General features: G+C 45.3%; 18 protein-coding genes. 4 read left to right on the top strand and 14 right to left on the bottom strand.

From position 1 onward, the window contains the following. Positions 1-776: 776 nt before the first annotated feature. A complete protein-coding gene (locus tag ACFS25_RS29345) occupies positions 777-1,292 on the top strand; it encodes a hypothetical protein (protein WP_381508411.1) in 516 nt (171 codons plus the stop codon). A gap of 574 nt (positions 1,293-1,866) precedes the next feature. Here ACFS25_RS29345 and ACFS25_RS29340 read toward each other — a convergent pair. From ACFS25_RS29340 to ACFS25_RS29320, 5 genes are all read right to left on the bottom strand, one after another. Beyond that, positions 1,867-2,445 carry a YdeI/OmpD-associated family protein gene (locus ACFS25_RS29340; RefSeq protein ID WP_381508409.1) on the bottom strand — a complete coding sequence of 193 codons (579 nt, stop codon included), beginning with the start codon at positions 2,443-2,445 and terminating at the stop codon, positions 1,867-1,869. Between the two features lie 5 nt (positions 2,446-2,450). Beyond that, entirely contained in the window at positions 2,451-2,840 is a 390-nt protein-coding gene (locus tag ACFS25_RS29335) for a DoxX family protein (protein ID WP_381508408.1), read from the bottom strand. Between the two features lie 6 nt (positions 2,841-2,846). Next, positions 2,847-3,314: an SRPBCC domain-containing protein gene (locus ACFS25_RS29330; RefSeq protein WP_381508406.1), complete on the bottom strand. Its 468-nt coding sequence runs from the start codon at positions 3,312-3,314 to the stop codon at positions 2,847-2,849. 1 nt (position 3,315) lies between these two features. After that, entirely contained in the window at positions 3,316-3,636 is a 321-nt protein-coding gene (locus ACFS25_RS29325) for an ArsR/SmtB family transcription factor (protein WP_381508404.1), read from the bottom strand. Between the two features lie 647 nt (positions 3,637-4,283). Then, positions 4,284-4,514 carry a DUF6965 family protein gene (locus ACFS25_RS29320; RefSeq protein WP_381508403.1) on the bottom strand — a complete coding sequence of 77 codons (231 nt, stop codon included), beginning with the start codon at positions 4,512-4,514 and terminating at the stop codon, positions 4,284-4,286. 703 nt (positions 4,515-5,217) lie between these two features. Here ACFS25_RS29320 and ACFS25_RS29315 point away from each other — a divergent pair. Next, entirely contained in the window at positions 5,218-5,760 is a 543-nt protein-coding gene (locus tag ACFS25_RS29315) for an RNA polymerase sigma factor (protein ID WP_381508401.1), read from the top strand. Between the two features lie 256 nt (positions 5,761-6,016). Here ACFS25_RS29315 and ACFS25_RS29310 read toward each other — a convergent pair whose 3' ends face one another. Beyond that, entirely contained in the window at positions 6,017-6,361 is a 345-nt protein-coding gene (locus ACFS25_RS29310) for a hypothetical protein (protein ID WP_381508399.1), read from the bottom strand. Between the two features lie 557 nt (positions 6,362-6,918). On the opposite strand from ACFS25_RS29310, the gene ACFS25_RS29305 reads away from it, so the two are divergent. Together ACFS25_RS29305 and ACFS25_RS29300 are read left to right on the top strand one after the other, a co-directional pair. Next, complete coding sequence (locus ACFS25_RS29305; protein WP_381508398.1) at positions 6,919-7,266, top strand: hypothetical protein; 348 nt, start codon at positions 6,919-6,921, stop codon at positions 7,264-7,266. Positions 7,267-7,382: 116 nt separating this feature from the next. Next, positions 7,383-8,957, top strand: coding sequence for a M81 family metallopeptidase (locus ACFS25_RS29300; RefSeq protein WP_381508396.1), 1,575 nt, complete (start codon positions 7,383-7,385; stop codon positions 8,955-8,957). Between the two features lie 1,198 nt (positions 8,958-10,155). On the opposite strand, the gene ACFS25_RS29295 is transcribed toward ACFS25_RS29300, so the two are convergent. The 8 genes from ACFS25_RS29295 to ACFS25_RS29260 form a co-directional block, all read right to left on the bottom strand. Next, positions 10,156-11,157 (bottom strand): acyltransferase, encoded by a 1,002-nt coding sequence (locus ACFS25_RS29295; RefSeq protein ID WP_381508394.1) that lies wholly within the window; start codon positions 11,155-11,157, stop codon positions 10,156-10,158. 449 nt (positions 11,158-11,606) lie between these two features. After that, the gene (locus ACFS25_RS29290) at positions 11,607-14,855 is read right to left on the bottom strand and encodes a WD40/YVTN/BNR-like repeat-containing protein (RefSeq protein ID WP_381508392.1); all 3,249 of its coding nucleotides are present in this window, start codon (positions 14,853-14,855) and stop codon (positions 11,607-11,609) included. Between the two features lie 44 nt (positions 14,856-14,899). Beyond that, positions 14,900-15,694 carry a heme ABC transporter ATP-binding protein gene (locus tag ACFS25_RS29285; RefSeq protein WP_381508390.1) on the bottom strand — a complete coding sequence of 265 codons (795 nt, stop codon included), beginning with the start codon at positions 15,692-15,694 and terminating at the stop codon, positions 14,900-14,902. Then, the gene (locus tag ACFS25_RS29280) at positions 15,687-16,754 is read right to left on the bottom strand and encodes a FecCD family ABC transporter permease (protein WP_381508388.1); all 1,068 of its coding nucleotides are present in this window, start codon (positions 16,752-16,754) and stop codon (positions 15,687-15,689) included. Before ACFS25_RS29280 ends, ACFS25_RS29285 begins: the two co-directional genes overlap by 8 nt. Before the next feature lie 142 nt (positions 16,755-16,896). Further along, positions 16,897-17,766: a heme/hemin ABC transporter substrate-binding protein gene (locus ACFS25_RS29275; protein WP_381508386.1), complete on the bottom strand. Its 870-nt coding sequence runs from the start codon at positions 17,764-17,766 to the stop codon at positions 16,897-16,899. Positions 17,767-17,863: 97 nt separating this feature from the next. Next, on the bottom strand, positions 17,864-20,200 hold the full coding sequence (locus tag ACFS25_RS29270) for a TonB-dependent receptor (protein ID WP_381508384.1): 2,337 nt from the start codon (positions 20,198-20,200) through the stop codon (positions 17,864-17,866). 102 nt (positions 20,201-20,302) lie between these two features. After that, entirely contained in the window at positions 20,303-20,845 is a 543-nt protein-coding gene (locus ACFS25_RS29265) for a hypothetical protein (protein WP_381508383.1), read from the bottom strand. Positions 20,846-20,968: 123 nt separating this feature from the next. Beyond that, positions 20,969-24,214, bottom strand: a complete 3,246-nt coding sequence (locus ACFS25_RS29260) for a WD40/YVTN/BNR-like repeat-containing protein (RefSeq protein WP_381508381.1) — start codon at positions 24,212-24,214, stop codon at positions 20,969-20,971. Position 24,215 lies beyond the last annotated feature (1 nt).

Here is a 24,215-nt window from a genome sequence, read left to right as displayed (position 1 = left end):
ATTGAGTGAGCTGGCGAATACCATAATGGTACCTCTCTTAGCTACACCATTAGACGTATTATACTAATTTGGTTACTCTTATAAAACTACTGCAGAGCTTATATTATTCGATTTCCCAGATGTCATAGTAGCGGATACCCATCAGTATACGCTTACTCGCTTCCACCCAGAGGTGATGAGCTAAACAACAATCTCTCTAGTCGCTTGCTTACCGTTGAGGCATATAGTCGCCTGTTATGTTCCTGCTAATCCAGACACGACACTTATTTGACTTCGTGTACTACACCGGCAGCCCGGCATGAATCAATCCCAACGTCTCAAAAGAAAGTACACTACCAAATTTAATAGGGCTGCGCGGCCGGATGTGCTGAGACTGGTCAGTAACGGAAAATCCATCATGGCTGTGGCCCGTAAAATGGGTATTAATGATAGAAGGAGACAGGAGGGTGTACTTGCAACAAGTTTCGAGTTTCGGTGTGACCGTTGCGAATAGCTTCTTGAATGATAGAACAGCAGTCTTCGAGAGTGAAATTCCTCATAATTTATGAATGTAAAAGGACTAATCGTATGGCGCACCACCTGTTTTTGCAACTTTGTTCAGCCATTTAGGGGTAAGTAAGGATACTGTCCAATCGTACAGGATCAAAACGTAGCCACTCACTGAGAGCTACATTAACATATGGCCCGATGAATACTGGAGCAGCTTATCAGCCAGTCATGCAAACATGATGCTTTAGCCAGTCTACCATCTGTTTGTCTCGAAAGTCAAACCAGACATGGCGAAACTCACCGGAACGATCGATAACTTCTTTAGACAAATACCACTAATGATCTGGTTTTTCAATCTAGTTCTCCGTAATACAAGTCTCTATGATTGGATAAAGTTGACTAAATTACTAGCCACTACTGTTCAGAACGATTTTATAATTGGTATGCTAAAAAGAATAGGTGGAGTAGTTGCGGGGTACGCCTTATTTGTCATCTCATCCCTTTTGCTTTTTAACCTATCTGGGCAGAAGCCACATGCACAGGCAACAACAAGTTTTCAAATGCTAACTGCATTATACGGTATAATATTTTCCTTTCTAAGTGGCCTAGTAGTACCGCTAATTGCCAAGGTTAAAACGTTAAAGTTAAACTATATGCTTGGGCTGATTATGGCTAGTTTTGCTGCGTTTTCGTTTTTTAAGTCTGAAGGGAGTCATTGGACGCAGTTATTAGCTATTTTTATTTTTGCGCCCTTTTCCGTTATAGGAGGTATGTTTTGGTTAAAACGGGTCGGTAAGCTATAAACCTGCTCCAAGTGGGCAGCTAATTGCAGGCGGCTTAAAGAAGGAGTTTCGTGAACGAGATAGATTGATCTATTAATTGTACTTAATCATCAAGTGGGAAATTTACTCTTTCAAGATATTTAGTGTTACTAATAGTACTCATAAGAGAGGATGCCAACTCGCTTAAACGGATATGATTTAAACGGCTAACTTTCAATTCGCGCCCACAGCTAATCGATTATCATACCTTTATTGGTTGCTTTGAGACACTTTAGGTAATCTCTTTTGGGGATTATAGCAAGTTGGGTAAACATCCTGAAAAACGAGCGTTTTGCAGGGAGGTAAATCAGGGCAACCCATCACGCAATGAGTCGAGTATTGGATTAAGCAAAGTTTTGATTTCCACAAAAGGACTGATACGGTTAACTTTCAGATCCTGTTTGTATGAGATAGTTGCTGCGTGCCACCTATTAGCATTGTAAAAGCCAGTAGGATAGTAACTATCCAACCAATAGGAAATTTTATCTTCTCTGATATGTTTTTTTAGATTATCTGATTGAGTGTTACCTGCGATCCAAAGAAGATTTCGAATTGGCTAATCATTTAACCCCTTTCCATTGAGAATTTGCTGCATACATTTTTCAACCCTTGACCCCCGGGTTTTGGATTGTTTAGGTGCAGAGAAGTAAAGGATGTAAGCTCTCTGCCGTCCCGGTGTCAATGCATTAAAAGCAGTTTTTAAAGCAGGAATTTCATCTAATTTATCTTGAAATTCTTCAGGAAACAGGAGTTCCGTATCTTTTTTAAAATTAACCTTTAAACCGGCTTTTTCTACTTCAATGGCTTCATAAATATAGGCTTTCAAGATGGGTTTCATCTCAACTATTTCCTGAACATTGGTGAATCGAATCTGGCGTGCCGCCTGCGTATTCTTCGTTTGTTGAATTAAAATACCATTGGCATTATTTAACAAGGCGCCTTTTCTAAACAAAATCGCGCAGTATTCTTTAAATACATGTATTAAGACTAGGTTATTTTTCTGAAAGGTGTAGCAAGGAACACCCCACTTTAATTCTTCAGTTAGCCCGCAATCAAGAACGATCATTCTCAAATGCTCTAGTTCTTCCTGCCATTTTTTGGCTTTATTGAAATAAAAATCAACGGTAGGATTCATTTTATTCATTGATTAAAATTAACTGAAATGATTCTTCTGTCCGCGGGCCTGGAATACCACGATACCATAGTCAGGATTAGTAATAACAACGAAGGAGTTATTTCATCTACAGAATCATCTGATGCGATATGCGAAAATACTGCTCCCGACATGGCAAAGAAAAAGCCTGCATAAGCCCATTCTTTTACCAGAGGAAACTTAGGGATGAGCAATGCTATAACTCCGAAAATTTTCCAAACACCTAGTATTGTTATAAAATAGCCAGGATAGCCCAAATGTGTACTAAAATCTGCTTCCGTTTTCACATTGAATAACTGTACTGCTCCACTTGACAACATGCCTAAGGCAAGCCAGATAGTAGCAATCCAATAGATGATTTTATGTCTCTTGGTCATAATGTATTATTTTAATTTTCTTACAATGTCTTGCAGTCGGTTATGTGCCATATTTATGCCTGAAGCAAAACCCATTTGCAGCATTTGGTCTCTAACTGCGACTGATCTATATACTATGTGCATACTGAGTTTGCTGGTGTCATCGGTAAGTTGTTGAAATTCTAAGAACTCGAGCTGGACGGCAAAAGGCATATTCTCCATTTCAAATGTTCGTGTGATTTTTCGGTTCGGAACAAATTCATGGATTACCCCATTGGCCTGAAAAACTACATTTCCTTTAGCATCGGTTGTTTCAAATTGCCAACTGCCGTGCTTTTTACTTTCAAGTTTTAGTACTTTCGTTCCCATCCATTGTTCAATAATGTCGGGCTCTACGTACGCTTTAAAAAGTAATTCCAATGGCAAATCAAATTCCCTTGTTATCACTACTTCTTGTTTACCGTTTTCAGCATTGATCTTTGTTTTTTGTTCCATATTAATTGCCTTTGTATTTTTTCATTATTTTTTCCAATTGGTTAAATCGATCTTCCCACATTTGGCGGAATGGTTCAATAAAGTCAGCTACCTCTTTCATTTTTTTTGCATTAATATGATAGTACATCTCCCTGCCATTTTGCTCTTGTTCGAGCAATTCACACTCGGTTAATATTTGCAGATGTTTTGAAACGGTTGGTCTAGCTGTGTCAAAGTTTGAGGCTATAGCACCTGCTGTCATGGCTTGTGAGGCTACTAATAGTAGTATGGCCCTTCTTGTAGGGTCTGCTATTGCCTGAAATACGTCTCGTCTTAAATTCATTGCGTAGCTATTTGGCTACGAATATACGTGTAGTTATTTGACTACGCAAACTGTTCTGCGAAGTTAGCGAAGAAGGGGTCCCACGAAAGTTGGTTAAGAGATGTTGGGCTGTTGACATTCGGTTGTGTCTGCCAGTGATTGTCACGACTTTGCCTGACACGCTATTATCCTTAAAAAAAAGAATAAGTAACTAATAGTTACTTATTCTCAAAAACGCTCCATTCGTAATTGGATGGCAGTAGCCAATCGTCCGCGACAGCGTCGCAGTGGCTGGTATTCTGTGTTCCGGCATCACCTGTGCTAAAGCCGACCGCTATTTTGGGCAAGTGATGATTCTGGCCGACGATTAAACTTCTCAGGGCTGTACTATATGTTCAATTATACCGGAAGGGCTTGATGCTACAGAGCTACCGGTAGCCGACAAAATGTGTTTGCCAAACTGACCGGAAAATATGCCATCTGGAAGTTTTTTGGCTAGAGTTTGCTTTCTGGTTAGGTTCAGGACATTAAGTGATGTGTTTTCCCCAGAAACATAATAGAATGCTCTCTATAAAATAGCACCTTAAGGCGTAAATACTAATGTCTTATCCTATTTTTTGCAAAAAAGAGGGTTCCTGGTCTCCAGAGGGAAACTAGCAATTAGACGGTCATTGTTCTACTATGGGCTGTCTAATCAGCCAATCCTTCACTTCGTGTAACATGATTTCAGCCGACTTTCTAGTCGCTTCTACTTCGCTATAAAGCCTCTGAAGCTGTGTGCTTACAGCTCCTGACAAGTTGAGAAATACGCTATATTCGTTGATATGTTGGGGGCCATGGGGAAGGTCACGACCGGAAAAGAAATCGACTAACTCTTGATATTCACTATTGAGAAGCATGTCGCGAAAATACGAAAGCCAATTGGCTGATCCAGATTAAATTTCTGATCAGTTATAGCCCTGATCTCAATACTAGGCTCAACGTAGATTCCTATCTGTTGAAATCCTAATAGAATATCTGGCTAAATAGCGGGCATAGGTAGAGCCAACACTGCTTGAGTGAGTTGTTTCTAAAGCGGCAAACGCTTTGCGTGCCAGCGAAACCGGATAATTTTACCTGTTCTGTAACTAGTTCAAATACACATTTATACTATCCTAATAGCCATTTAGCTAGCCCGTACGCGTAGATGACCGAAATAACCAGTATCACCCAGGTGCATGTGTTGGTTAGGTCAAACGAAGTTGTAGTGCGTAATCTCATAGCCGTAGTCGGTAAGGGACCCCTAATATACGCAAAACGTTTAATCTTGGATTTAATTGTGAAAGAATGGTATGTTGTCTTTATAATAATGAAGGATACAATTAACCAACGAACTGTTATTGCAATTGAAATAATACCTGGGTTGCACTAAGTCAGACTTTTATAACAGTTATAGTTTATTTGACCTACCTAGATGATCCACAAAAGTAGTAGTGTTTAAAATATATATCATCTGATATATTTATTGTATCTTGCTTGGCAAATTTACACCTGGAGTATACTATAAGTACGTATTGTTTTGAGCCTATAAACTATTTTCAACTTGTAGATTTTTACTAATTCATGCAAGCTTCCTTAACCGACGAAGAAATGATTCGTCAATTCTTGCCTAGTCAACCTAATCAGTGCTTTGAAACTCTTTATAATCGTTATGTCAGCAAAGTTTATCAACGCTGTTTATCGATGACTCAGGACTCCGAAAAAGCTCAGGACTTTACTCACGATATTTTCCTGAAAGTGTTTGACAAGTTAGAGGGTTTTCAGCAGCGGTCAACTTTTGCAACTTGGCTCTATTCCATTTCGTATAATCATTGCTTAGAGCAACTTCGATTGGCGAAAAGGCTTCACGTAGATCCTCTGGACACTACTTTTAGACAGGATATACCTGAATCGCAGGAGGCTCAATTGCATGAAGAAACGCTTCAGATAGTCAAGCAAGCTCTTGAAACCCTCTCTACTCAGGAGCGCACGTTGCTACAATTGAAATATGAAGACGGCATGAGTATTGAAGAAATTGCTCAATTATATGACATTAAGGTTAGTGCTGTCAAAATGCGGCTCAAACGGAGTCGGAAAAAGGTACGGTTGTTGTGCGCCCAACGATAAATGGTGCTGCCTGAATCGATGATTGAATTATAGTTTACCCAACATATTACCTAACATCGCTAAGACGCCTGAGCAGGTACTTACCGTATCGCAAAGTCAATACAGAAGGTACCCGACCTGGGAGACTGAGGTCTTCACCACGTACACTGTCATTCTAACCGGAACAAATGTGTACATGGTGAATATAAGAAGTGTGCTCTATCAATATAGCGGTAGTCCTGTTATAGAGAGAAATTATCCCCTTACCCCAGTGAAATCAGGTTCGAACGCTCGCAGCAACTTTGGGGATTATACCTGTTATTTTAACTAATATAGGATCTAACGAGACGGCAGAGGCTGTGCTAATTGGTAGAGCTGAAATCAGTGCCTGCTGCCATTCGCTCTCCAATTGCTGTATTTGCACAGAGAAATTACTCCCATCAAATACCTTTACAGGCAGTTGAGTGCGTTGATCGTTATCGATAAGTTCCGCCCTAGTAAGCTGATTACCCTTTAATGAGATAGAACTCAACACATCCATAGCAGTTTCTATGCTGGAAAACCACCAGGAAAAATCTCGAGAACACGCTAAATTGTCAATCGTAGTAAAAGAAAGAAACATATAATAAGTTGGTCTGATTAAAGATTAACATAATTATACATTGCACACTATTTATCAAAATTTATTTACTTTTAGGTAACTTGTGGTTGGCAAAATGTAATAATTGTTAATAAAAGATAATAAGCATAAATACCTTTTCTACTACTATATATCTTGTAAGTGCAAGATCATTCTATAGTATATTGAATATGGAGATAGCCATTTAGTGGAAGCTAAGATAAAAGATACATAGTGGAAAAATAACTTGGTCAACTACCGGGCGCTTCACTACTTCACCAAATAATAGTTGACTATACTAACTATAAAATTTGCCTGTCCTGACGATTTAACCGGCTCCTAATTGCGTTCGGTGATATGCATAGTAGAGTCATCTTTAACTACTATTTGATTCGTCTATATGTTGATTAAGGACTCATTTAGGTTCAGAAAAACTGATCAACAAAAATAAAAATAGCAATCAAAGCTTTTCAAGGGTGATCTACTACTAAATGGCAAATAAGTTTGCTTTATAATAATAAAGATGACTTAGATTTGGTTAAACGAATCAAATGTAAACAATGGAGAAACTGTACATTTTTTGCCTTTGCATTGGGTTATCAATAGCTGCTCAAGGCCAAAACGTCAACGTAGTAGACCCCGTTCGAGCCTCTATAATCGATTGGATTCCAACACCGCCCAACACGATATTGCCGCCCTATCGTCTATCCGCTCAGGGCGACACGCTAGATCTGGAAAAGTTAGATAGCGCCTTTGCCCTCATGAGCAATACCGGCTCAATTATATCCGAAGCCCATCGCTACGTAAAACGTGATGATATGCCTATAATACTTAAATATAGTCAGTACAGGGCTATGATTCGTCGTATCGAACGACTTGAGAAAGGCCAGAAAAATAACCGGGATTAGTAGCCCCCACCTTTGGCTAACCTATACTGGTAGGCCTTTACCCATCTACTTTTATTTCGCACACTAAATACCTTGTTAATAGTTGCCTACTATGTGAAATGATTTAAATTGTAGGCATGAAACATATCATTTTAGGGCTTACTACCTGGGTTTTTGTGGTTAGTTGGGGATTTGCCCAATCGACAAATAATGCTGGAGAAACGAATTTTCCAAGAATCGGAATAGCGGGTTTAGGTATAGAATCTAGTACATTTTCTCCCGCTGTAACACATGAAGAAGCCTTCCATGCCAGATATGGTGTCGATGTGTTTGCGGCATATCCATTTCTAAGCACCACTTCGCCCCTTTTGCATCAGGCAAAATGGCTCCCCGCCCTAGTGGGCAAATCGCTTCCCGGAGGAGCTGTGACAAGGCAAGCCTACGAGTCATTGGTCAACAAAACGCTGGATTCACTCAAAAAAAATGGTCCGTATGATGGCTTGTATTTCGATATACATGGCGCTATGAGTGTAGTTGGTCTGGACGACCCGGAAGGTGATTTTATTGTACGAATTAGAAAAGTAATCGGCTATAAAACTATCATTTCCACCTCTATGGACTTGCATGGTAATGTATCATGGCGATTGGCGCAGAATTCTGATTTGATTACCTGTTATCGGATGGCACCTCATGAAGACGCTATGCAAACCAAAGAAAGAGCCGTTGTAAACCTGCTGGAGCGCATCAAGAGCGGAAAAGGGAAACCCGCTTATAAAGTATGGATACCTATACCGATCCTGTTACCAGGTGAAAAAACAAGTACGCGTATAGAGCCAGGCAAGAGTCTTTATCAAAAAGTGGAGCCTATTACGACCCAGCCTGGAATTATTGATGCAGCCATATGGATAGGCTATGCATGGGCTGACGAACCGCGCAACCACGCTGTTGTTATGGTGACAGGCGATGACAAGGAAAAAGTGACCCTGGCCGCTGAGAAGTTGGCCCTTGATTTCTGGAACGTCAGGACACAGTTTAACTTCGTAGCGCCTACCGGTACACTAGAGAAATGTCTGGCTAATGCCATATCCAGCAAAAAACAGCCCTTCTTTATTAGTGATACGGGCGATAACCCTACAGCAGGTGGTGCTGGCGATGTGACCTGGACGCTCACTCAAATACTCGCTCGTCCAGAGTTTCAGCGGGAGGATGGTCCTTCGTTGATCTATGCGTCTATCCCTGATCCGGAATTGGTCAAAAAGGCCATAGCTGCTGGTGTTGGTGGACGGGTTGAGGGTAAGGCGGGTGCTATTGTAGACGCTCGTTTTGCACCCCCAGTCCAGCTTGAGGGAAAAGTAGAATCAATAGTGTATGGAGATAAAGATGCCGAGGTAGAAGTGGTCGTAAAAGTAGGAAGTGTCCACGTTATTGTTACGCAAAAACGCAAGCCCTACCACAAGGAAAAAGATTTCACCCGATTAAGTCTTAACCCTAGGCAAGCAGCTATTGTAGTTGTGAAAATCGGCTATCTCGAACCCGAACTTTACGCCATGCAGGCTGACTGGATTATGGCGTTGACACCTGGAGGAGTTGATCAGGATTTGGCCCGTTTACCATACAAGCGCATCAAGAGACCCATGTTTCCGTTCGATACAGGCATGAAAAAACCAGATCTATCGGCTCAGTTCGTGCCCTTGTCGGGTGAATCCAAGTAGCAGTCGCTCTTTCGTTTTTGAAAGGGCTATTCTAAAATGACCTTTACGCCTACTTGTTTCAGCGCTAGTATTGCTATAAAAAGTCTTTTCGGTAATGAGAGTTAAGCCTTTAGGTGTTCTTAAACTATCTGTATAGGCGTAGCCATTTGTAATTGCATCTGTTACTAAAGATGGCACTTGATTTTCGCGCACCTTAAGTTTTCCACCACATAAAAAGAATAGCTGTTATGGGGTTGGAGGAAACCAACATTTTTAGTCGTACGCAAACCCGCGATTTGTTTAGTTCATTTAGCTGATGTAGTCGACCTGGAGAATTTATAAGAAGCCAGACTGAGGCCAACGGCGATTGATGAGATCAGCACTAGCTTATGGAAATGAAATGAAATGCTAAAGTTTCATGTATTTACCTAGTAGAGCAATTATAAGCCTGGACTCAAAATAACGTGTCTGTAAATCAGGGATATGCGAACCGGAGCTTTCATTAATCATGTATATACTTGACCTTTACTTATAAAATACTCTTATTGGTAAATTTAATGTTTATGTATTATTAAAATAACGAACTTAGGGTTAATTACCTTGCGTAACTTCCCGTATGTATACTAACTCTCACCTTTCTAATTCGGCAGCTGACGATAGTCACAGACAGCCCGAAGCTACATCCAAGGCGCGCCGATTAACATTCGAACGTGGTTGCCCATCCTGTCAACGATCATTTGCATTGGAGCGTACGGCTCGCCCTTTTTTACTAAAGTACCTGCTTTTTTTTATACCCACCCGGACCTATCACTGCCATAACTGTACCCACAGATTTATCCGCGTGGGTTGAGTTTTGTGACTTCCGGTAGTAGCTGTTTAGCATCAACTTAACAGTGTTTTCCTGAGATAACCCTTTAGGTTGGACTTTGTCCTGCGTTCACATCGGTAACCTTACTGTTCTTATTTGGCCTGGCTTGAACGCTATGAAAACGGGTTCAATGCGGCTTTGGCTATCAATCTAGGTTGCCTTTTTGTGAAACTACTTCTCCCTGATTTTCACAAGTTATTGAGCTAATAAGTAGTGACAATGGATGGAAACTTTAGTAAATAACATTGGTCCATTCGGCAAATAACAATAGATTGAGCGGCATTTATACTGCTTGTACATATGCCGCTCAATCTATAAACTGACCATCAACCAGACGATAAAATAAGCTATCTATTGAAGGGGTTTCAGCTTACTTTTTTCGCTGTTATACCGACTAAAATCGCCACTTAAGATGCCAAACAAGACTGGAACAAACCGATCAAGTAGGACCAGTAAAGATAAAGTGATGGTTACTGTCAATAGGGGACTCATCCAATAAATGAGTTCACTAGCCTTTGTTGTTACCAGAGCTTTATAAAGGAAGTAGTTGACAACTGGGTGATAAAGGTAAAGTTGTAGTGAGTACCGTCGGCCATAATAACTTAAGTGGCTATTTTTAGGCATGGGTAATTGCAGCGACAGTAGAAACATACCCACCGAAAACAGGAGCGTCCCCGCCATAAAATCAAACGTCAAGGAATCTTGCCAATTGCTCGATAACAACCAGGCTTCGACTACTTGCAATCCAATGCCAGCACCGATTAATAGCCAAGATACTAGCTTAGAAACATGTACGTCTACTGCATACTTAGCGGTTAAAAATCCAATGCACAAGAAGGGTATAGATAAGAGTGACCGGGCATAAATTGGATGAGCCTCAATACCAAGTAAATGGCTGTAAGGATTCAAGCCAAGGATGACTATAAGGACTATAGCCGCCAGATAAGGCAATAAGCCGTCCAGCTTACGGCTTAAAAAGAACCAAAGAACTAAGTAACCTAACAGTAGTGACGTTAGAAACCAGAGATGAAAATGAGTGCCCACCAATAACGTAAAATGCGTAACGATTTCCTTCAGCGACCCTACCGTCAGGATTAAAAAAAGCATGTAGAACAGGTTAGCACACAGAAAGACGGATAATAGCGCTCTGCCCGTTTTAGCGAAGGCGTAAACGGATTGGTTCCTGTAGCTCTTCTGAAAAAAGTAGCCGCTAACCATAAAGAAGAATGGCACAGCCCACCGGCCTAACAAGGGCAGCAGTGGCAATTTGTTCGCATAGATGCTATGAATCAGAATAACCGAAAAGGCTCCCAGAAATCGGAAAAGATCAATACTAGCGTTACGTTGACTCATGATTTTTATAATAATGGAGTAACTTGTTACGCAACTCGCTACTGAACGCTGTACAGAATTTAAATTTCTGATTTCTATACGAACAGCAAAAATGTGTGTAAAGGTTACCCGTGTTAGAAGTAGACGATATAAACTTCTGACAACGGTTATTAAATAGAGTCACAATTTTTTAGTACATACGGTAACAATCATGAAATATTTGAGAATAAAAAGTAACATGTGCTCACCTGCCTACAATTAATTTGTATCGTCTAATTGTATTACTTGGTTTCTTGTTACAATAAGAAATAATTGCCCGTCTACTCAAGATAAACGGCGCTACCGGTACTGCTGTGATGCTTAGGGTGATATGGATTAAAATGGATGCTATTTATAGAGTAGTGATAATGTTGATGAAATATCAAAAGAACACACTTCTTGTACTATGGAACAGCGATCAAATAGACTCTCTATTGTTTCGGAGCTGAAACGGCTACGTCAGGGATAGTAATTTTATCAAGCTGTGCCTGGCGACACTGCGTGTTGAACCGGCTAATATCGTTTTGGATCAGCATATTCATGTCGGTTTTTAGTGGTTGCCAGGTGGCGTTTAGCTCTGACAGACGTTCCTGCTGCCCAGTTGTAACGGAGGGCATGTTCACATCCAGTTCACCTTTCAGGAAGATGTAGTCAGCGCTCAGCTTATTCTCGAAATTGATGACATCATCATTCGATTTTGACTTTGGCTGGATGACTTTCTCTTCCCACAACTTAATCCGTTTAGCCACCGCCCGGCCTGAGTCAGCTACCGCTTTGAGGTTAGGCTTGTCGTCGATAAGGTCAACTAGATCGTTAATTTGCTTCTGTGCTTTGCGCATCCGGTTTACGCCCTGATGAATTTCCTTTACGCCTTCTTCAATGGCCATGAGCGTTTTTTGCTGTTGTTCATAGTCAGCCGCAGTCGTATTAATGCGGGGGTCGGGCAGAATATTGAACGCCACCGTTTTTTCCTGTTTCCCCAACTTCACCTTTGCCTGATAGCGGCCGGGTGCCAGTTTTCGACCGCTATAATTACCTTCAATGAACACATTTTCAATAGCCGGTAATGTTTCGGCCCGCATATCCCACGCGAACCGATTCAGTCCCGGCTTCACGGTAAGCGTTGGCTCCGGCGATGGACCACCGGGGAAAGCGATAAATTTCTTGTTTTTCTTACTGCTGAATGCTCGAATTGCCGTTCCCTGATCCGATAAGATGGTCATTGTCAGGATGGCACTGGTATCGACTTTGGCGGGTAACTGATAGTACATGACTACACCGGTAGAGGGATTGGTGCCTGTAAAATCGTTACGGCCAGGGGTACTACCCGCATCTTCATCATCGTCTTCCTCAATTACTTTGTCCAGCGCACTACCACCCGACACGCGGTAAGCGTCTTCGGGTTTATACACCAGTAAACTATCTTTGCTGAGTTTGTCGCTGTATTGCCGAATTGGGCCAAGATCGTCCAGGATCCAGAATGAACGGCCCGCCGTTGCTGCAATCAAATCACCCTGATGGACTTTCAGATCAGTAACAGGGCTGACGGGCAGATTTAGTTGAAAAGGCCGCCAGTTGGTACCCCCGTTGTAGGATACATAAAGTCCTGTCTCGGTTCCTGCATACAGTAAATCTTTGCGTTCGGGGTCTTCGCGAACCGTTCGGGTAAAGGCACCATAGGGAATACCCGTAACGATTTTGGTCCAGGTTTTGCCGTAGTTGGTCGTTTTATAAATAGCCGGGGCAAAGTCATTGACTTTGTAACGCGTGGTCGCGATGTAGGCAGTGGCTTTATCGTGGGGCGATACCTCAATGGAGTTAATCAGTGTTTCGTCGAGGCCAGCCGGTGTTACATTTGTCCAGGTTTCACCCCCGTTGCGGGTGAGGTTCACCAGTCCGTCGTCGCTACCCGTCCACAACGTTCCTTTTTCCGAGGGCGATTCGAGTACGTAGGTAATTGTCGCGTAGTTCTCTCCACCAGCGCCTTCATTGGTATAAGGTGCGCCACCCCAGCCCAATTTGGTTGAGTCGTGGCGGGTTAAATCGGGGGAGACGATAGTCCAACTTTTGCCCAGATTAATCGTTTTGAATAGCCGGTTTCCCGCATGGTAAAACGCATTTGGTTCATGTTTCGACCAGATGATCGGTGCGTTCCAGTTGAACCGATATTTCATTGTTTTGGCCTGCAACGCCTGGTATTGAATCGGCGATACCATGATGGGTTTACCTTCGTGGGTTTGCTGGTCGAGCACTTCGATGGTACCCTGATAACTGCCGCCCATTACATACCGTGTATCGTCGGGGTTGAAGGCAAGAAACGCACTTTCACCACCTGCTGAAGCCGTCCAATCTTTATCCGTTATGCTATTTCCCTTAGTTGTCCGACTAGCAATCATCACAGATGTGTTGTCCTGCTGACCACCATAAACATTATAGGGAAAGCGGTTATCGGCATTGACCCGGTAAAATTGGGCCGTGGGCTGGTTGTTCTCCGATGACCATGATTTACCCCCGTTGAAGGAGATTGCGCTCCCACCGTCGTTGCTCAGAAATAGATTTTTGTTATTCTTGGGACTGATCCACAAATTGTGATGATCACCGTGTGAACCCGGCACCGGGCTAAACGTCTTGCCGCCATCAATGGATTTGAGCACAGACGTATTAAGCACATAGACCGTGTTTTCATCGACCGGATCGGCAAAAATTTCTATATAATACCAGGCCCGCTGTATTGTGCGATGGTCTTTGCTCACCCGATTCCAGCTTTTACCGGCATCTTCGGAGAGGAAAACACCGCCTTTTTCGGCTTTCGAATCGGACTCAATCACAGCATACACTCGATTTGGGTTCGCGCGGGAAACCGAAATGCCCATCTTGCCCAGTTCTTTTGGCAGTCCTTTTTCCAGCTTCGTCCAGGTTTCGCCCGCGTCGGTCGATTTGTAGAGTCCACTGCCTTTTCCACCGCTCTGCACTTGCCACGGCAGACGCCGGTAATCCCACATCGACGCATAAAGAATGCGTGGGTTGGTCATGTCCATGCTCAGATCGTTGCAGCCTGTGTTTTCGTCTACGAACAACACCTTTTTCCAGGACTTACCGCCATCGGAAGTTTTATAAATACCCCGCTCAGGCGAAGCACCGTGTAAGGCACCCTGCGCGGCAATAAACACGACGTCGGGATTTTGCGGATGCACCCGTACAGCCGCAATATGACGGGTTAGGTCAAGACCCAAATGCTTCCACGTTTTACCGGCATCAGTAGACTTGTAAACACCGTCGCCGTAGGAGGTCATCACGCCACGGGGAGCGTGTTCACCCATGCCTGCATACACCACTGCCGGGTCTGATTCGCAAATGCCGATTGCTCCCACCGATGACGTTTTAAGCTGACCATCAGAGACGTTGTTCCAGGTCATGCCTGCGTCTTCCGTTTTCCAAATACCCCCGCCAACAGTGCCCATATAATACAACTGCGGATCGCTGACTACACCAGACCCGGCAACCGAGCGCCCCCCCCGAAAAGGGCCAATAGTGCGCCATTTTACCGGTTTAAAGTAGACATCACTAGTGGCCGGAGCATCAGCGACAGAGGTAGATACTACTTTAGTTGATTTTGGCTTTTGGGCCAGAAGAGGACTAACAAACGCGATAGAAAAAAGGAAAAGTAGAATCTTTTGCATGACGAAGTATTTACAAAACAACCGTCAGCTAAGATAGAGTGAAATCAGCAAACCATAACCCGTCTACCAGTTTCAGGATGCGTCATAAAATAAGTCTTAAGCTTGAACACCGTTTCGATGGCACTTTCGGTAAGCACTTCGTCTGGATGGCCAATTCCGTAAATGCGCCCCTGATCAAGCAAAATTACTTTCTGGGCATATTGCAGGGCCAGATTGATGTCATGGACGATGACAAAGACGATCATATTATGAGACGCCAACTCACGTACCAGCTTGAGAATCTGGTGTTGATAATGAATGTCCAGGGCCGAAATAGGCTCGTCGAGAAAGAGATACTTTATAGACTGATCCGGGGCGGCCCCATCCGACGGTTGGCGGTACAACTGAGCAAGCACCCGCGCCAGGTGCACTTTCTGTTTCTCCCCACCCGAAAGCGACTCAAACGCGCGGGTTTTAAACGAGAACATACCCACGGCTTTCAGACAGTCGTCGGCAATTTGTTTGTCCTGGCTAGTAGGGTTAAGATCAAAATACGGGTAACGACCCATCATAACTACCTCCGTCACACTCAAGTCGAATGGCAGCGACAGCAATTGAGAAAGTACCGCTTTCTGCCTCGCTAGTGTAGCCAGTGGAATAGACTTTAGCGGTTGATCGCCATACCAAACCTGACCCTGATGGGGCGTTTCGGTGCCTGTCAACAGTTTTAGTAATGTACTTTTCCCGGCTCCGTTTGGGCCTAATACCATTGTGAACTCGCCGGGAGCCAGCGTCAGTGATATGTCATTGATCAGCAGATTGCCACCGATTTGAAACGACAGATTTTTGGCTCTAAGCATAGAAACCTCCTTTCTGAAAAGACCGGGCATTGCGAACGAGCAGCCAGATAAACACGGGCGCGCCAACAAAAGCGGTGATAACGCCAATGGGAAACTCGGCGGGTGCCACCAGCCTGCGGGCAATGGTATCGGCCAGCGTTAGCAACGACCCACCCAGCAGGGCCGAAGCAATAACCAGAAACCGGTTATCCGATGTTTTTAGTAATCGCAACAGGTGCGGCACTACCAGCCCAACAAACGAAATTACCCCAACCATCGCCGTCCCAATAGCCACTAGCAGAGTGTTTAATAAAAGTACCTGAATCTTGAGCCGGTTGATATTGTAGCCCAAATGTCGCACCTCGTCTTCCCCCAGAATCAGGATGTTCAGGGCTTTGGTGAACCGTAGGGAAAGTAGAATGCCAATTGACGTAACGGGAAAAACAATGGAAAACTGGGTCCAGTCGGCTCCGGAAAAAGTACCCAGATTCCAGAACGTAATAGACCTGGCTTGGGGATCGCGGGCAATGTAGGACAGAAATCCAGTGCCACCCGTTGCCAAAGCATTGATCGCAATACCTGCCAGAATCATGGTGGCCACGTTCACTTTACCGCTTATCGACGCAATCCGGTACACAAGGAATGTAGCCAGAAAAGCAAACGTAAACGCGACGCATGGGAGCAGAAACAACCCCAACGCGTCGGTGAAGGCCCAGTTGATATTCTTGCCGAGCACGAAGACTAACGCGGCACCCAAAGCAGCACCGGAACTGGTTCCAACCAATCCCGGCTCAACGATGGGATTCCGAAACAAAGCTTGCATCAACACCCCCGACACGGATAATCCAGCTCCGACGGTGGCGCACATCAGCACTCGTGGAAGGCGAATTTGCAGAAAAAGTCCCTGAGAAATTGGGTCAACTGTAGCCGTTGTGAACCCCATTCCATTCAGCAGAATATGTCGAATGTCATCGAAGGACAAATCCACGGCACCAATCCGTAGGGCTGCCACAATCGAAATCAGCAGAAGAATGGCCAAAAATCCGTACCAGTTGCCCGGCGTTAACGACGATAATTTCATGTTGGGTCATGTTGGGCCGGGTGGCCGCCGAAGTAGTATTATCGCAAACCGTACGGTCGTCTCCACCGATACAATTGCTACCGAAAAATGTTGGTGGAGACGACCGTACGGTTTGAAATGACACCCTTGTAGGTAGATGTTGTTACTGGTGAATTAACTTCATGAGCATTAATACGTTTTCGCCCGTACGGGGACCAAGATAAATCAGATCGTGTTCTTCAATTCGGTAAATCCGTTTGTTTTTACCCGCGGGTGTCAAAGCGATGCCGGGGAGCGTCGCTAACTTCTCGGCATTACCCATTCTGTCATACCCGAAATCCGTTACCAGAATAATGTCCGGCTGGGCTTTACTGATAATTTCCGGGCTTAGCGGTTTCATGCCTTTTAGCGTGTCCATCACGTTTTTACCACCGGCCAGTTCCAGCATGTAGGAGGCCGTTCCAGCTTTACCGATCACCAGATAATTGTTGATTACCCGACCGAAATGGATAATCGCTATTTTGGGCGTGGTTTTGTATTGCTTCACATTTTCAGCGGCTTTGGCCAGATCAGCATCCAGCTTTGTTTTCAGACTGTCGGCTTGTTTCTGGGCACCGAACTGAGCCGCCAGCGTATCAAACAGCGCCTTGACTTCAGGAATGGTGTGCGCATCCGGAAATACTTTCATTGGTACCCCTACCTTTTTTAACTGCTCCAATACTGCTTCCGGTGCTACGTTGCCATCGTGGTAAAGAACCGTCGGTTTGAGCGCGATAATCCCTTCCGCATTAAGCAATCGGTGATAGCCTACTTTGGTTAGTTTCTGTGCAGCCGGTGGATATGTACTCGACAAATCAACGCCAACCAACTGGTCACCAGCACCGAGGGCATAGATCAATTCGGTCAGTTGTTTGGCAACGCAGACAATTCGCTGTTTGCCGGTCGTGCTTGTTTGGTCTTTCGTCGTAGAGGTGCAGGCCGTAATTACCGTGCCAGAGAGCACAAGTAGAAAGGCTATTCGTATGATTTTCATAAATAAATAATTCAGTAAAAGGTGATTACACTGACTCGTCTGATTCCCTGGCCTGTGGTGCCACAGGCCAAGGAGAATCAAAAAGCAGTAGTATATCTTAAAATATGTATCGTAAAACAGCCCCTGAATAGAAGGTGATTTTTGGGGCTGGATTGTAAGCCAACGGACGGTTATTGGCAGGATTCGCAAGGTTGAGAAAAACCAGCGATGAATAGGTACTGTTCAGCATATTATCCGAACCGACATACACATCCAGGTTGAAATGATCGCCTAGTGCGCTGCGGTAGCCTACCTTTCCGTTCACAAGCGTGTAGGCTTGCGCAAAATGGTTGTTGACCAAATTAATTGGCATTTGATCCACATACATCATTGTTCCGTTCAGGTAAAAACCGGGGCGAACCTCTATATCTACCCCGGCATTCAACATGTTTGGCGCAATGCCCGACTCTTTTTTTTCGGTATAATCGACCGTTTTGGCGTCGCTGTTATTGTCACTTTTGTAATCCTTATAATAGAAGTTACTGTACGTGTAGGACACAAACGGACGAATAAGCGATACCGCTCCTGCATTTGGACGATAGGCATACTGAACCGCCAACTCCAGGCCGTTATGCTGTACTTTACCCGCGTTGGTCGTTAGTGTATAAGCTGGTACGGTCGAGGTCGCCGTAAAGCCCTGAGGAACAAGCTTATCCGTCACGGCCATGGTGAAGTAAGCTATTTCGTAGGTTAGCGTTTTATTTAGAAAACTTCCCTTGCTGCCTATCTCGTAGCTGGTACCTAGCTCCGGACGGAGATTGTAGTTTACCACGCCCGTCTGTGCTATAACTACCTGACTCGTAGCCGGTGCCGAATAGCCCTGACTTACGCTGGCGTACAGCGACATGGTATTCGTCATCTGGTAGGACAGCGCACCTCGGGGCGACAACACGGGCGTAAAACGTTTGTAACCCGACACATTGGTATAGGCGCTTGTGGCAGCCCGCATATCGGTAATGCCATATTCGACGTAGTTAAGACCCGCCCCCGCCGACAACGTTAGCTTAGGTGCTACTTGCATCGCTGCCTGGGCGAAGATACTGTACTGCATCGCCTGTACTTCTAGGTCGGAACGAAGAGCGCCAAGAATGTTATTGGTCAGTCCGTACCCTTTCGCGTAGTTGAAGTTCTTCAAGAATTCACCACCTATACTTACCGTTGGCCGTAACGGGCTGGCGTCGTTGCTGTACGTGAATACAGAACGCCCCCCGAACTTGAACTTGTTCGTTTTATTGACGCCAGCGGCAAAGGGTTGGTCAATAATCTGCCCACCAACGAAAATGGTTGTTTTGTTCGAGAACCGATCTGAAAACTGGTAGTTGTGGCTAATACCAAACCGCGCACTTTCCGTTTTGATGCTGGCGTTATTGACTACATACGCTGGATCGGCAATTTCCGGCTGCTCCCGTATCCCAACGCTGTCCAGTTCTCCCGACAGCAAATCATAGGAATTAGTGTACCCGACAAAGAGCGACATGGATCGTTTCGCACTCAGGTAGGTATCGCTGGTGATGCTCAGAAAATCTTTCTGGGAACTGCCATGCGCCCTGAAACCGTCGTATTTCTGATGGCCATAGTTGATATTCAGACTCGTGTTGTCCGAACCGGTTTTTATGGACGTGTTCGTCCGAAACAGCCCATAAGAACCCGCCAATACCTGTTGACTAATGCTCGTTTTGCCGATGGGTGCGCGTTCGGTGTAGAAATTGACCACTCCACCCAAAGCATTACCATATACGCTGGATGCAGGCCCCTTTAGAACTTCTACCCGGCTCAGCGTTGTGAAATCGACATCGTCGAGGAACGTGGTGCCGTCGCCGTCGGTGAGTGGAATATCGTTCAGGTAAGCTTTGTATCCAACGCCGTTGAAGTTCGTCTGGTTACCATAGCCACGAATAACAATCCGGTTTCCGGCGGCCACAGTGCGCATTTCTACCTTCACACCGGGAATCAGGTTTACGTAATTTTGCAGATGAATACCACTCGTACGCTGAATATCGCGGCTGGTAATCAGCCCGACAGCTCCCGCTGTACGTTGAATCGTCTGTGGTGTTGAGTAGCCCGACACAATCACTTCATTCAGGTCGGTGTTAGACGGGTCCAACTCAATCGTCAGAGTACGCGTCGTCGCTTTGACCCCCACCGTTAATGTCTGATACCCAATGGCCGAAAATTGCAGTTGATCGCCCTCGTTGGCGGACATACTAAATTGACCTTTCTCGTCGGCTGTCGTACCACGTGTTGTGCCACTAATCAGCACAGACGCTCCAGTAATAGGCTGCGAATTAGTTGGGTCAACGATACGGCCGGTTATTGCCATTTGCGCAAACAGCGCCGAACTGATACCGGCGAGAAAAAACAATAGAATACTGTATTTGATAAAGACTGATTTCATAAAGCAGATTGCTGATTTGAAGAATAAATTAGTACCGGAAAGGGCATGCCTTTTCGGAGGGCTGGTTGAGAAACCAGACACATAAATGTAGACGCCAGCAATCTATTGGTTGGGTGGGGGATAAAGCACGTCCAGAGCAGGACGGGTAATTCGAAGAAATGAGTAGCAGAAAAACGGCCTTAAGTCAGCCATATCTAGTGAAGATAACTGGCTAAAAACCATGTAACCAGGTAAGTCGAACGTGGTGCGCCACTTGATGCGTTTCGTTCTGGTACGGCGAGATGCCTGATCGGGTTGAGCTGTGTCCTGATATAACCAGGCGGCTTTCTGTTTCAGTTTTGTTTCGGCTTCGTCCCGAAATCCATACACGTACACTGTATCGGAGCGAACCTCACGATGCAGCACATCTACCATTTGTCCCTTCCACTCAAATTCGCTCTCATTGAGAAGATAGGCCGTTTCAGAGGTGAGGTCACTATGAGCAACTGTAATCAGAATAAGCTCATCGGCAGCAAAGTAGGATTGGTGAGAGAATACCCATTTAGCCATCCATTCGCGGGCATAGTAATAGCCATACACACTTAGCAGAGCCAGCGTAGCGGTCGCAAGTAGGATACGGACTATATTAATACGGCCAATGAACATTCGTTTTTTATGACTATGTAAGCTAATTACGTTGATAGTCTCCCTAACATTTAAAGGGGATTTACGTTAAGAATTGCCAAGCAAAGCCCCCTTTAGGGAACATCAAAGCCGTTACCAGCAAACTTATCCGTTTGGTCTGATCTTGCTTTGAATTGCTGGTTTCAGCGTATCCAATGCTTTTAATTGTTCTGCCAGTTTTTTCGACAGGCTGTTATACTGGTCATTTTGTTGCTGCGTTGGTTTTGAATCATCAGACTCAACAAAGCCCCCCAATGCGGTGAACTTGGTATTTAGTCGAACCGGATGATTCGTTAAATCCTGATTGGCTTTGGCCCGATATTGATATAATTCATCCTCGATACGGAGCAGTTTATCGGTCAACTCCTTCACCGTCGGATCATCCTTCGACTGATACGTGCTGTCCAATTGCTGGCGCATCTGGCGAATTGTCAGGACGCCATTCCGCAGGTCGTTGAGTCGCTCCCGAATTTTGATAAGCATATCGAATTGCTCTTTAAACTCATCCGGTGTTGTCTCGATTCGGGGGTCTTTGACGATTTCGAAGCCCTGGGTGTACGTTTTGCCATCCACCGTTAACTGCGCCCGATATGTACCCGGCATCGCCAGTGGACCTCTGGCCCGGCCATGAGTTACCGAATTCGGCAGCGTGATTGGGTCCGGGTAGCGCATGTCTTTCCAAACGAAGGCGTTTCCGCCTGCTTCAGCGGGCAACATAATTTCTTTTCGCGCGGGCGCTGTCGGCTGACGCATTTCGGACAAGCCCGATGAATCTTTTCGAACCGTTGTGGAGGTAGATTGAGGAATAGTGGTGGCAGAAATAGCGCTTTTGTACGATTTGATAAGTTGCCCAGTGCCGTCGAAAAAATCCAGCGAGATTGGGCTTTTCGGTTTCTCGGGCAAGTAATAAACGATCTTGACGCCATTAGGAGGATTCTTTCCTAATTCGGTAGCCCCACTGGGTACGGGTTTCATGGCCGGGTCTAGACCCGCTTTAAACCGCACCGTTGGCCGGGGTTTGAACAAGTGAACGGCTGATTTCTGTACCTCATCAGTCAGCTGATGCAATATGGTCAAGTCGTCCAGAATCCAGTAAGAACGTCCGTGCGTAGCCGCTACCAGATCGTTATCCTGAATCGCTAAATCGTGGATGGGTACCACAGGCAGATTCAACTGGAGTGGTTGCCAGAGCCCGCCATCATTGAAAGAAACATAGATGCCTTTTTCTGCGCCTGCATACAACAAGCCCCGTCGTTTGGGGTCCTCCCGGACGACCCGAACAAAATCATCGTTGGGAATGCCCTGCGTAATTTTTTTCCATGTTTTACCGTAATCGCTGGTTTTGTAAACGTATGGGTGGAAATCATCCTGCTTGTATTTCAGCGCGGCTACGTAGGCCGTAGCCGGGTCGTGCGAGGAAGGGTCGATAATGCTGATACGAGCAAAAGCGGGCATCTCTTTTGGCGTAACATTTTTCCATGTTTTCCCATTATCCTGAGATACTTGTACGTATCCATCGTCTGAACCAGCCCACAATATGCCCGCTTTTATTGGCGATTCGGCCAGCGCGAAAATTGTGCCGTACCACTCCACGCCCGTATTATCCCGCTTAATGGGACCCCAATCTTTCCCGATTGACTGGTCATCCATCGTGGGTGTTTTTTCAAGCGTAGCCGGATCGGACCGTGACAGATTCGGGCTGATTACCTGCCAGCTTGCTCCCTGATCGGTCGAGCGGTGCACATATTGAGACGTAGCATACAGCACTTTTGGGTTGTGTGGAGATACCATAACAGGGTACGTCCACTGAAAACGGTAGGCCAGATCGGCTGACCCATAACCATACATATCATCTGGAATGACTGATACGTCCTTGAGTTGATTTGTCTTAAGATTCAGGCGGGTAAGCCAGTGGTGATTGGCCGCAAAAATCAGGGAAGGGTCATTTTTGTCGAAAGCTATGTAGCCAGATTCACCCCCGCCCACATCGTAGTTTTCGTTGGGGTAAATGGCCCCGTAATCTGATCGGCTGGGAACGGAAATCGTTGAATTGTCCTGCTGGGCTCCGTAAACCCGATACGGAAATTTGTTATCCGTAATCACGTGATACATCTGGGCCGTTGGCTGATTGTAAACAGAAGACCACGATTTACCCCCGTCGAAGGTCACCGTTCCACCGCCATCATTCGCCTGCACCATCCGTTTGGTATCGTTGGGATCAATCCAGAGTTGATGATTATCGCCATGCGGAGGGTCCACTTTTTTGTATGTTTTACCGCCATCACCCGATTTCCACATGTCGATATTGAGCACCCAAAGCGTTTCGCTATCTTTTGGATCGGCTGCCAGGTGGTGATAATACCAGGGACGTTGGAATAGATCGGCAAACTGGCTGACAACCTGCCAGGTAGCACCCGCATCGTCGGTTCGGTAAACGCCCGTCTGTTCATTCGCGGCCTCAATAATCGCCCAGATACGGTTTGGCTTTGAGGGAGAAAGTGCCAACCCGATACGCCCCCGATTAGTGCCCGTGGGTAATCCTGGTCGGCGGGTAATATCGGTCCAGGTATCACCACCGTCTACGGTTTTGTAAATGCCTGCACCCGGTCCTGCGCTGCGTACACCCCAGGGGAAACGGCGAAATTCAAACGTGGAGGCATATAGTGTTTTGGGATGCGCCGGATCAACCGTTAGGTCAATTGCGCCTACGTTTGGGTTTTTGTACAGGACCTTTTTCCAGGTTTTACCCCCATCCTGCGTACGAAAGACTCCTCGCTCTTCATTGGGTCCGAACGCATGACCAAGTGCGGCCACGTACACGATATCAGGATTCGTGGGATCAATAATAACCGAACCGATGTGTTGCGTATCTGTCAGGCCAATGTGCGTCCATGTTTTGCCCGCATCCATTGATTTATAGACGCCATCACCGGGTGACAGATTGCCCCGCAACGTGTGTTCACCCATCCCAACATAAATGATATTGGGGTTTGATGGAGCTAGTGCAATGGCGCCAACGGAACCCATTTTGAAAAAACCATCCGATATATTCTGCCAGGTGATGCCTCCGTTTTCTGTTTTCCAGACGCCCCCGCCGGTGGTTCCCATGTAAAATACCAATCGCTCGGTGGGGTGGCCCGCTACGCACACCGAACGCCCGCCCCGAAAGGGACCGATGTTGCGCCATTGCATGGCCTTCATCACCGAGACATTGACTTGGGTTGGGTCTGGCGTTTGGGTCGTTTTAACAGATGCTGACTGTGCCGTTACCCGGAAGCTGATTAGCAGGAAAGCTATTCCGATGAAAATAAGACGTGTATAGCAAGGATTTTCCCGACGCAGTGTCATCATA

The sequence above is a fragment of the Spirosoma flavum genome (assembly GCF_042686045.1).
In the GTDB taxonomy this organism is placed as follows: Bacteria; Bacteroidota; Bacteroidia; order Cytophagales; family Spirosomataceae; genus Spirosoma; species Spirosoma flavum.
This window is presented reverse-complemented; position numbering and strand designations above follow the sequence as displayed.